The sequence below is a fragment of the Streptomyces sp. NPDC052101 genome (assembly GCF_040680235.1).
Taxonomy (GTDB): domain Bacteria; phylum Actinomycetota; class Actinomycetes; order Streptomycetales; family Streptomycetaceae; genus Streptomyces.
The window spans coordinates 1-10,558 of the sequence record NZ_JBFAWH010000008.1; the positions used below are offsets into that span (position 1 = coordinate 1).

Annotated in this window: 16 protein-coding genes; all 16 read left to right on the plus strand. The window is 64.6% G+C overall.

Annotated elements, in window-relative coordinates; translation table 11 throughout:
- Window positions 1-121: 121 nt before the first annotated feature.
- On the plus strand, window positions 122-304 hold the full coding sequence (locus AB0L75_RS16175) for a hypothetical protein (RefSeq protein WP_365181222.1): 183 nt from the start codon (window positions 122-124) through the stop codon (window positions 302-304).
- The gene (locus AB0L75_RS16180; RefSeq protein WP_365181224.1) at window positions 304-735 is read left to right on the plus strand and encodes a hypothetical protein; all 432 of its coding nucleotides are present in this window, start codon (window positions 304-306) and stop codon (window positions 733-735) included. Before AB0L75_RS16175 ends, AB0L75_RS16180 begins: the two co-directional genes overlap by 1 nt.
- A gap of 17 nt (window positions 736-752) precedes the next feature.
- A complete protein-coding gene (locus tag AB0L75_RS16185; protein ID WP_365181226.1) occupies window positions 753-1,457 on the plus strand; it encodes a hypothetical protein in 705 nt (234 codons plus the stop codon).
- A 65-nt stretch (window positions 1,458-1,522) separates the two neighbouring features.
- Entirely contained in the window at window positions 1,523-2,368 is an 846-nt protein-coding gene (locus AB0L75_RS16190; RefSeq protein WP_365181227.1) for a hypothetical protein, read from the plus strand.
- 9 nt (window positions 2,369-2,377) lie between these two features.
- A complete protein-coding gene (locus tag AB0L75_RS16195) occupies window positions 2,378-3,826 on the plus strand; it encodes a phage portal protein (protein ID WP_365181229.1) in 1,449 nt (482 codons plus the stop codon).
- A 40-nt stretch (window positions 3,827-3,866) separates the two neighbouring features.
- Complete coding sequence (locus tag AB0L75_RS16200) at window positions 3,867-4,400, plus strand: hypothetical protein (protein WP_365181230.1); 534 nt, start codon at window positions 3,867-3,869, stop codon at window positions 4,398-4,400.
- 371 nt (window positions 4,401-4,771) lie between these two features.
- Complete coding sequence (locus tag AB0L75_RS16205) at window positions 4,772-4,942, plus strand: DUF2795 domain-containing protein (RefSeq protein WP_365181232.1); 171 nt, start codon at window positions 4,772-4,774, stop codon at window positions 4,940-4,942.
- A gap of 227 nt (window positions 4,943-5,169) precedes the next feature.
- A complete protein-coding gene (locus tag AB0L75_RS16210; protein WP_365181234.1) occupies window positions 5,170-6,267 on the plus strand; it encodes a hypothetical protein in 1,098 nt (365 codons plus the stop codon).
- A 466-nt stretch (window positions 6,268-6,733) separates the two neighbouring features.
- Entirely contained in the window at window positions 6,734-7,084 is a 351-nt protein-coding gene (locus AB0L75_RS16215) for a hypothetical protein (protein ID WP_365181235.1), read from the plus strand.
- Window positions 7,084-7,410, plus strand: a complete 327-nt coding sequence (locus tag AB0L75_RS16220) for a head-tail adaptor protein (protein ID WP_365181237.1) — start codon at window positions 7,084-7,086, stop codon at window positions 7,408-7,410. Before AB0L75_RS16215 ends, AB0L75_RS16220 begins: the two co-directional genes overlap by 1 nt.
- A complete protein-coding gene (locus AB0L75_RS16225) occupies window positions 7,407-7,733 on the plus strand; it encodes a hypothetical protein (protein ID WP_365181239.1) in 327 nt (108 codons plus the stop codon). Before AB0L75_RS16220 ends, AB0L75_RS16225 begins: the two co-directional genes overlap by 4 nt.
- Window positions 7,730-8,113 carry a hypothetical protein gene (locus tag AB0L75_RS16230; RefSeq protein ID WP_365181241.1) on the plus strand — a complete coding sequence of 128 codons (384 nt, stop codon included), beginning with the start codon at window positions 7,730-7,732 and terminating at the stop codon, window positions 8,111-8,113. The genes AB0L75_RS16225 and AB0L75_RS16230 overlap by 4 nt, the downstream gene beginning before the upstream one ends.
- Window positions 8,114-8,177: 64 nt before the next feature.
- Entirely contained in the window at window positions 8,178-9,086 is a 909-nt protein-coding gene (locus AB0L75_RS16235; protein ID WP_365181243.1) for a hypothetical protein, read from the plus strand.
- Between the two features lie 112 nt (window positions 9,087-9,198).
- Window positions 9,199-9,489 carry a hypothetical protein gene (locus AB0L75_RS16240; protein WP_365181244.1) on the plus strand — a complete coding sequence of 97 codons (291 nt, stop codon included), beginning with the start codon at window positions 9,199-9,201 and terminating at the stop codon, window positions 9,487-9,489.
- A gap of 74 nt (window positions 9,490-9,563) precedes the next feature.
- Complete coding sequence (locus AB0L75_RS16245) at window positions 9,564-9,896, plus strand: hypothetical protein (RefSeq protein WP_365181246.1); 333 nt, start codon at window positions 9,564-9,566, stop codon at window positions 9,894-9,896.
- A gap of 8 nt (window positions 9,897-9,904) precedes the next feature.
- Window positions 9,905-10,558: hypothetical protein (locus AB0L75_RS16250; protein WP_365181248.1), on the plus strand; the 654-nt coding region annotated here is incomplete at its 3' end.

The window sequence follows — 10,558 nt, forward strand, 5'->3', positions numbered from 1 at the left end:
TGAGACTTCGAACACCTCCCCCAACGGCACAGGAGCCTCGTGCGTTGCGCACACCACCAGCGTCACCCGATCAGTGGCCGCGCTGAAAACACTCATTCACTCAGTACCCCAGGAGAACCCCGTGCCCCTCATCTGCGACGGCCTGTGCGCAGACTGCCAGTGCCCCTTCCCGCCGAGCCCGGTTGTCCGTCGGCCGTCGAAGGCCGCGGAGAAGCGCCAGTGGGTAGAGGACGCCCTCTTCGAGCTGTCGGAGCTGGGCGAGCTGTACGGGATCGATCCCAACAGCCTTGGGAGTGTGCACTGATGCCATCTCGACGTGGGCCGGCTCCCAATCCCAATGCCAGGCGCCGCAACACCGACCACGCCCTGGGCGAGCACGGTCTGTCCCTCAACTCGGGCGAGGGCCGTGCTCTTCCGAAGTCTCTCGGCGTCGAAACGGGCGGAGCCAAGCGGTTTTGGAAGACCTGGGCCTCGGCCCCTCAGACCGAGCACTGGCTTGAGACCGACTGGGCCGAACTGGAGCTGACCACCCGCCTCGTGGATGCCTTCTATCAGGGCAACGTCCGCCTGGCTGGAGAGATCCGTCAGCGCGTCGGGCGGTGGGGCGCTACCACCGAGGATCGCGCCCGCCTTCGCATGAATTTCGATCAGCAAGCAGAGCACGAGGCCGCTACCGCAGCACACGGCGCGACAAAGGACCTGGACGACGCGCTGTTCAAGATGCTCTCCGAATGAGAAAGAGGGGTGACGGGATGCCCCTGACAGGGAACATGCCCCCGGGCGTCCCGCACCCCACCCGCAGCCTCGGCTACGGCATCATTCGCTGGGCCCAGCAGTACATCGTGCAACCCGATGGCGAACACGCTGGTCAGCCCTGGACGTTCAGCCCCGAGCAGCTTCGCTTCGTGCTCTGGATGTACGCCATCGACGACAAGGGCCGATGGCTCTACCGGACGGCTGCGCTGCGTCGAGCTAAGGGCTGGGGCAAGACACCCTTGCTCGCGGCCCTGGCCATCGTGGAGTTCATCGGCCCTGCCCGGTTCAGCCGCTTCGATGACAACCACATGCCCGTCGGCAAGCCGGTACCGCTGCCGCTCGTGCAGATCGCTGCAACCTCCCTCGACCAGACCGCCAACACGCGGGACATGATCCGCGGCATGTTGGCCGAGTCGCCGGCCGAGAAGGAGTACAACCTCGACATCGGCAAGGGTCTCATCCAGTTCAAGGACGGCCGGCCCGGCCGAATCGAGCCCGTCACCTCGTCCTCGCGTGGGCTTGAGGGGGCGAGGCCCACCTTTGCCCGGCCCCGGCATGAGCACCGACTCTGCCGGGGCCGGAGCAACTTTTCGTTGTCTGTGACGAGGTACACCACTGGGTCGACAGCAACCAGGGCACCTACGTCTGGGAGACGCTGGACCGCAACGTCCAGAAGACGGCCGGTGCAGGGTCTCGCCTGATCGAGACGACCAACGCCTTCAACCCAAACGAGAACTCGATCGCCCAGCGGACCTTCGAGGCCGCGATGGAGGCCGGTGCCAAGCGCATCCTGTACGACTGCCGCGAGGCCGTACGGGACGTCGACCTCAAGGACGAGGACGCCGTCCGAGCCGCCGTCATCGACGCCTATGGTGACTCCCACTGGGTCGACGTCAACGGCATCGTCGAAGCGGTCATGGACCCGCGCACCAGCGCGGCGATCGCCTACCGCTTCTATCTCAACAACATCCAGGAGAACGCGGACGGTTGGCTCGTCAAGTCTGAGTGGGATGCCTGCCTGGACGAGGACGACCCCGTCCTGCCCGGGGACCAGATAGCCATCGGCTTCGACGGCTCCCTCCGTGGCGACAGCACAGGGTTGGTAGGGGCCAGGCTGCGAGACGGCAAGCTCTTCGTCCTCGGCCTCTGGGAAAACCCGCGCGACCCCAAACAGCCCGACTGGGAAATTGACGTGCTCGCTGTCGAGGCAGCAGTGAAGCGGGCCTTCAATACGTACAAAGTCGAGTGGTTCTACGGGGACCCGCCGTATTGGCAGGAAGCCATTGGCCGGTGGGCCATTACCTACGGCGACGACCGGGTCTTCGAGTATTGGACTAATAAGCCGATGCGGATGTGTGAGGCCACCGAGCGCCTGCATTCCGCTGTAGCAGTCGGCGACGTCAAGCACGACGGCGATACTGACCTGACCCGGCACATGCTGAATGCAGTGACCCGGGAAGTCCCTCAAGGACTATTGATCACCAAAGATTCTCCCCGTTCCAAGAAGAAAATCGACCTGGCCGTGTGCGCCATTCTTGCCTTTGAGGCCAGGGCTGATGCAATCGCTGACGGTCGACTCAATGCGCGAAGGGGGCGCGTAGTCGGCTTTTAGCGAGGCTGCATGATTGTCCCCCCTAATGGATATACGGCCGTCGGCCCGCCTGAATCTCCTGTCGACTGGCTGGCCTACCTGCACGGCAAGCTGACCAATCAGCTCCCGGACATGTTCCGGTACGCCCAGTACTACGAGGGCGAGCACCAGCGGCTCGCCTTCTCCCAGGCCCGGTTCAAGGCCGAGTTCCGCGAGGTCTTCGAGAGCTGGCGAGACAACTTCTGCGGCCTGATCATCGACAGCGCAACCGAACGCATGACGGTGGACGCCTTCCGAATACCCGACACTCCCGGCACCGACAAGGACGCCTGGGAGTTCTGGCAACGCAGCAGCATGGACGTGCTCTCGAACGCGGTCCACCTGGACGCCATGGTTCAGGGCCGGGCCTACGTTCTGGTCTGGGCTGACAAGGATGGCGAGCCGTCCATCCTCCCCGTCTCGGCCGAGAACATGGTCGTCCAGTACAAGGTCGGCAGCAGGACCGAGCTGGAAGCCGCAGCCCGCTTCTTCCTAGACGACTGGGGCCGGCAGTGGGTCACCTTGTGGACCGAGGAATACGTCTACGAGACCAAGCGTGGCGAGACTGAGTGGGAGAACGGCGTCAAACGCCCGAACCCCTTGGGGGTCGTTCCGGTCGTCCCCTTCCACAACCGCTCCCGGCTTTCTGGCGATCCATACTCGGATCTCGCCAACGTCATCCCCATCCAGGATGCGATCAACAAGACGGTCAGCGACGCTCTCACGGCTTCGGAATTTGCCGCGTTCCCGCAGAGGTACGTGACGGGTCTGGAGATCGTTGAGGACGACCAGGGCAATCCTGTCGAACCCTTCAAGGTCGCGGTCGACAAACTCCTCCAGGCCGAGGACCCGCAAGCCAAGTTCGGACAGTTCGAAGCCGCCAGCCTCAGTAACTACTGCGACCTGGTAGGGCTTTTGTTGCAGCACGCAAGTTCAATATCCCGCACCCCGCCTCATTATTTTCTTGTCAACGGCGGGACAGCACCATCCGGCGAGTCCATCATCAGTGCGGAAGCCGGACTGGTAGCCAAGGTTCGAGAGCGGATGCTTCATTTCGGCGAGGCATGGGAAAAGGTGATCCGGCTCTGCTTTGCGGTGAAACGTGACGAGCGAGCCAAGGCTTTTGCCATGGAAACGGTGTGGCGTGATCCGGAATACCGGACCGAGGCACAGCACATTGATGCCCTGCTCAAGCTTAAGCAACTTAACGTCCCCGAAGAGCAGCTGTGGAGCGATGCGGGTTACACCCCGTCGCAGATCAGCGCGTTCCGCGAAATGCGGAAGGACGATGCCCGAGCTGCGGCAGAGGTCCAGAAGCTCGGCCCCCAGCAGGAACCGGCGGCCAACGCTCCGAGCGACGCTGAGGCGGCGCACATGGCAGCGAAGACCCCCCAGGGGAACGCCGGGAATGTGAACCGAAAGCTCAGCGAGCAGAAGTAGACGCGCCGCAACGGCGTGTCCATCCGAAATGGATAGGTGCATGGACGAGACACAGACCACCCCCGCAGCCGCCTCTACCACCGAGGTTGAGGCATCCCCGCCGACTGAGACTCCGACCGACGTCGGCCCCACTGCCGAGCTGGAGAAGTGGAAGCGCATTTCCCGTGAGAACGAGAAGCGCTGGAAGCAGGCCAGCAAAGAGCTGGAGGGCTTCCGCCAGGCGCAGATGACTGACCAGGAGAAGGCGATCGAAGCGGCCAGGGCTGATGCCCGTCAGGCTGCGATGGCCGAGGTGGGCCCATCGCTCGTCGAAGCCGAGATCCGAGTCCAGGCATCCGCGGCCGGTGTTACCGTGCCGACCGACTTCCTGGACCTCAAGCAGTTCGTGGCCGAGGACGGCCGCGCTGACCGTGAGCGAGTCACCGAGCTGATCGCCTCGCTCAACAAGCCCCAGCCCAAGCCGGAGTTCCCGCAGCTCATGGGGACGGGCCATCACCGGTCCGGCGGCAACGACATCTCCTCCATGGACCCGAGCGAGCTGGCCGACTTCATCTCCGGCGGGTCCTTCATCTAGCTAGCGCTGTGACCGCTTAGGTAGGCCGGGTTGCACCAGTTGGGGCTGAGGGGGGCTGCCAGATATCTCGGCTGTGGATGCGAGCACGTCCCCTTGCACGACGGTCAAGGCGTCGCCTTCGAGGGTGCTGGCGCTGCACCCACGAAGGTAGATCCAGGGGCTGGGTGAAGGCTTTCACTCGTATGGCCGCGCTCGCCTGCATCCACCAACACTTGATCACATACTGTGTCTGAGTAGTCATGGAATGCAGTTGCCGGCAAAGGGAGTGACCAATGGCGGATAAATCCTTCGAATCCTTGGACAGTGGATCCCTGGAAAGCCACACAATCGAAGCTAAACCGTCGCAGCCTTCCCCAGGGCATCACGTACTCATGCAGCTGTTCACGCAGCTTTCCTGGCCCATGAACAAGAAGGCGCTCATCGAGCACGCCAAAGAAGACACCGGCATTGATCGGGATCTCCTGGATCAACTGACGAAGCTCCCCGACCGCGAGTACAAGAGTGCGCCGGACGTTCAGAACGCCCTGGTAACAGGCGAGTGAAGAGCTGATCCGCAAGTAAGGCAGTGTTGACATCGCCCCGCCCCCAGCCTGCGCGGGGGCGGGGCCTCGCCATGTCCGACCCCGTACGCACACCACTCCGTTGACGCAACGCCCCCTACCATCCTGGTCAATCCGGCGAACCCATGCGGTCACAGCACCTAGCCCGAGACTCCTCGAACGCCCTCCCCTCCTGGAGGGATTTTTCATGCCCTTTTGGAGGCACGCCTATGGCGACCACTACGCATCATTTCAATCTTGACCCCAAGCAGGTCACTATCGCGGCCCTCGGTCTCCTGGACCGTCAGCTCACCCTGGGCGGCATACCCGCCCGCTACAGCGAGCTCAAGTTCCGCGGCGGCCTCGGCGACGTCATCAACGTCAACCGCGAGTCGCGCGGCATCCCCGTCCAGGCGGCGGGCATCTCCGAGCCGATCTGGAACCCGATCAAGGGTGACAAGACGAAGTTCGCCGCTGCTTCGGACCGGCCGCTGCCGACGAACGACCGGCTACCGCCGATCGGCTTCATCAACGAGTCGCGCTTCCCAGTGCAGTTGACCACGCTCGCGCAGAACGCCACCACGCTCTCGATGGAGCAGGTGGCCTTCGACCTCAAGCAGTTCGGCACCCAGGTACTGACGAAGCTCACCAGGGGATTTGCTGAGTATTTCGACGACACCACGGCCACCTTCATCAAGGCCAACATCACACGATCCGGCCTGAGCGCCGCGCAGAAGAAGGTCATCGGCGGCGACGTCGAGGTCACCATCCCGGCAGCGGACGGCACCGGCGCCAACATGAGCGCCCGCGCCCTCGGCATTCGCACCGCCCTGGTGGACGCGCGCATGGCCATGAACGTCGCCAACGTCCCCGCTTCCGAGCGGTACCTGATCGCCGGCCCCGAGCTGGAAGCGATCCTGCTCAAGGACCCGGCCTTCGTCGCGGTCGACTACAGCGGTGACAGCAACGCGCTCCGCCGCGCGGTCATCGGCAGGATCTATGGCTTCGACATCGTGATCCACAACAGCTTCGGGCTGGAGGCCTACCTCTTCCATAAGAGCGCGATGCTGCTGGTGAGCGCCTGCCCGGCGATTCCCATGGGCGCGGTCAACGGTTCCGTGCAGAACATCAACGGCATCGCCACCCGCATGCTGATCGACTACGACTACGCGAAGAAGGCCGACACGATTGGCCTGGACACGATGTACGGCCTGTCCACGGTCCGGGAGGACCCGGACTACTCAGTCCGCGGTGTGGGCATTGGTGAATCGTTTGTGCGCGGCCTGAAGGTGTCGATCACCGAGAAGGCCGCGAGTACGGGGGCCTGAGGAGGTAGCTGCTGGGGGCGGCCCGGAGGCCGCCCCCATGTAGCACTAGCTCTGCTTCTTGATGTAGGAGATCGCCGACAGTCCAAGAGTGAACGTGCTGACGAAGACTGCTGCGCCCGATCCGATCGCGGTCAGCGGGGTCATGCCGAGTGCTACCAGCATGACACCAGCGAGAAGGCCCACGACCGTGGAGCCCAAGAGAAGAGTCGTTACCTCAAGGGCCCGGTGGTTGCACACCGGCTGGGTCGGGTTGGTTGCCACGAGAAACCTCCGTTGAGTGAGCTTCACCGATGTCCGGACACACCTCACCTAGGTGGATGTCCAGCGATTCGGCGAGCTAGCTCCAGGTCGGAGCTAGCCTCTCTCACTGCGCGTGGCGCTCAACGGGGTTCTCCAATACGAGAGTTGTGACCGCTCAAGGCTAGCCCATCGCTCGAACCCCAAGCAAACAGATGGAGTTGAAGCGATGTATGCCACCGTCGATGAGGTCGCCGCGCGCCTCACCAAGCCCGTGTTGCCGGAGGAGCGTCCGAGGATCGAGGCCCTCATCGGGGACGCCTCGGCCTACGTCGCCGACTACTGCACGGGCGCATGGGACCGGAGCAAGCCCCCCGCAATCTTCAAGACGGTCGTGTGCTCCGAGGTGATGCGCTGGCTAGCAGTCCAGCCCGGCATCGTGTCGGAGCGCGTGGGCGACGTGGAGGTCCAGTTCGGACCTGCTTCCGCCGCGCAGCAGCTCTCACCCGCGGCCAAAGCCTCCTTGAGGCGCTACCGGCGGTCTCTGACCTCCATCCGCCTGGAGAGGGAGAAGGGCTGATGCTCCTCTTCAACGATCCCGTGGTGATCCGTCGAGCCGACATCAAGGACTCTGGCTACACCCGGCGTCGGGACTGGTCGCATGCACGGACAGTCTTCGAGGGGCTGGCCCACGTACAACCGGACCGGGTCTTTGAAGCGCGCTCGCCCGAGCGCGAGACGGCGCAGGAACGGCTGCGGGTCTTCCTCCCCTGGGGCGCCAACGTGGACTCCGCAGACCGCATCGAGTTTGACGGCCGCACCTATGAAGTCGACGGCGACCCCATGAAATGGAACTACGGATCGATCCGGCATGTCCGGGTCCGTGCTTGGAGGGTTGAGCATTGAGGCCAGCCTTCCGGCTCACCCTGTCCGAGGACGCCCTCAAGGGGCTTGTCTCCTCCCCCAAGACGGCGGAGTTGAGCGCGCAGAAGGCGGAGGAGATCGCGGCCCTGGCCCGAGCTGAGGCGCCGAGGAACAAGCGCGGCTCGTGGAACATGTACTCCCGCTCGATCTCGGTCACGGCTTATGAGGAGGGCGGTGTCGTGCATGCCGCCGTCCAGGCCGACCGCCACCCGCTCCTGATTGAGTACGGATGGAAGGACAAGCGTGGCCGTCGGCACGCGGGTCGACACATCCTCAAGGGCGCCTTGCTGAAGGTCCGGGAGTGAGGGTCGATCCCGTCTCCGTCGTCCATGAGTACCTGCGAGGCATCCCCGAGTTGACCGCCGCAGTGACCGGAGACCTTGTCGGCCGCGAGCCGGCCGACACCACCATCTACCTTGAGCACGCCGGGGGCCACCGAGTCGTTCGCGACCGCATGGACCGAGCCGACGTCACCTTCCGGGTCTATGCAGAACACCGCGATGTCGCCGCCGAGTTGGCCTACACCGTCCGCGAGCACCTGCTTGAGCATCTACCCGGCCGCCATGTCGGCGACGCCCTGGTGCTCGACGTCGCTGAGGGGATCAGCCCTCAGTACGCCCCGGACTCGACTTCCCGAGAGCACTCATTCCTCGGCGAGGTCTCCCTATTCATCACCGAGGGATAGCGCTTCCCTCTCACCCGCCCCCAGCGATAGGGGCCTTTTTCATGCCTAAACGAGGAGACACACCATGGCTGCTGACGCTAAGGGAAACGACGCCGGCCGGATCCGCTTCGCCCCCGACGGGGCCCTCTACTTCGCGCCCCTCCCGAAGTCCGGCGTTGGCCCAACACCTCCAACTGACTGCGGAGTCAAGGGCATTGCCCCGAGTGGCTACACCCCGATGGGGTACGTGGACGAGGGCGGCGTGACCATTACCCCGTCGATCTCCTCGGACCCGGTGAAGGTCTGGCAGAGCGCAGTACCGGTTCTGTACAACGTCAAGGAAGCCAGCTTCCAGGTCAAGGCCACCCTGCTGGAGACCAACCTCGCGACCACCGAGTTGTTCTTCGGGGCGGAGTGGAAGCCCGCGACCGAGAAGGGGTCGAACGGCGTCGAGAAGCCGATCAAGGACACGTGGCGCCTGGACCTGTCCAGCACCCCGGAGCTGAGCGAGATCTCCCTCGTCGTGGACTGGTCGCAGGGCGCCGTGCAGTACCGCGCAGTGATCGAGCGGGCCATGATCTCCGACCGGGGCGCTATCCAGCTCCAGCGGGCTGAGGCAGGCAAGTACGAGCTGACCATCGAGGCCTTGGATGCTTCGGGCCGTCTGGGCTACATCCTGACCAATGACTCGATCAAGGACGGCGCCGTACTCCCCGGTGAGCGCTTCCAGGCAGAGCTTTCGCAGACGACCGTCAAGCAGGGCGGCGAAGTCCACGTGACCGGCAAGGGCGCGAAGCCGAACGCACCGATCGCCGTCACGACCGGCGACCCGAAGCTCGTCGCCGACGCGGGCAACGCCAGTCCGACCGGCACCTTCGACATCCGGGTGACCATCGCTGCGGACGCCGCGACCAAGGGCTACACCATCAACGCAAGCGACGGCGACCGCTCGGCGCAGGCCGGCACGCTCACCGTCGAGGCCAAGACCGTCTAACAGCACTGGCTGCAGCCGTGCTTCTCTCCCCTGGCGGGGAGGGACAAGTCCCCGCCCTAACCCCTCTTCCCAAGCCTCCTGCCCGGGGCTTTTTTGCTTTCAGGAGTACCCCATGGCTGCTACCGCCAACAGTTCCGCGTCCGCGAAGACGGCTGCGAAGAAGGCCGAAGCCGAGGCTGACTCGACGACCTTCGAGCACCGCGGCCTGACCTTCGAGATCCCCAACGCCCTTGATATGCCCTTGGAACTGCTCGAAGCCGAGGATGAGCTGATGGCCGTCCGGCTGATCGTCGGCGATGACCAGTGGGCGGCCTACAAGGCCACCCGCCCGACGATCAGGCAGTTCGGTGAGTTCGCCGACTTGGTGGCGCAGGCCGCCGGTCAGGGCGACTCGGGAAACTGATCGCGACCGTCCGCGTCATCCAGGAGTACAGCGACGAGCTGGAGGCAGATCTCCTCGAACACTTCGGGGTCGACTTGCTGGACCTGTGGCGCGGGCGGCTCTCGATCCGCCGCGTCGGCGTCCTGATCACCTCGCTTTGCAAGAAGCCCGGCCGGTCCACGTTCCTTGCCGCAATGAATGAATCATCGGCCTGGGACACAACGGAGCATCTTCTCGCACGCATCAGCGACGGCATTGAGCTGTCCAACTACCTCGTCATCAAGGCCAACTCGTCGGAGGATCCCGGCCTCGAACCTCCGACGCCCCTTCCTCGACCGGGCGAGCCTGAACCGCCGCCGGAGCCCGAGACCCGTTTTGCATCCGGCACTGAAGTGGCCTCTTTCTTCACACAGATGAGCACCCTGTAGGAGGCTGCATGGCTACCCGCGGAAGGGCACCGGTCCGGGTCGGGTCCGGTTACATCGAGATCTACCCGGACTTGTCGAAGGCCGGGCTGTCACGACTGCGGACCGACCTGACGCGTCAGATGACCCTGGCGGGGGAAGCGGCCGGCAAGGCGTTCTCCCGCTCGATGGCGCAGGGGTTCTCCGGGATTGCCTCGGTGGCTGCGAAGCAAGCCAAGGTTGCGGGCAAGATGACCGAGCGGGAAGCGGTCGACACCTCCAACAAGCTGCGCCAGATCGAGCGCAGCCTCACGCGATTTCACGGTGAGGAGTCCGGCAGGCAGTTCCGCACCTACCGAAACCTCGCCAAGCAGCGCGAGCAGCTTGAGCAGGGCACCAGCTCCGCAACCCGCAGTGCCATCCGCGATGTTGTGCGCGCGAACCGCCTGGCGGTGCAGGGGGCCATCCGCGAAGAGCGGGCCAAGGCTCAGGAGAAGCAGCGCCTGGAGCGCGAGGCCCTGGCGGAGACGCGACGGCGCATCGCCGCCGAGCGAGCCGAAGAGCGCGCCCTGGCGCGCGAGATCGCGGAGGTCAAGCGGGAGCAGATCGCCGCCGCCCGCCAGGCCGCCGCCGAGCAGAAGGCGGCACAGCGCGAGGCGCAGGTGGAGACCCGCCGCCGCATCGCC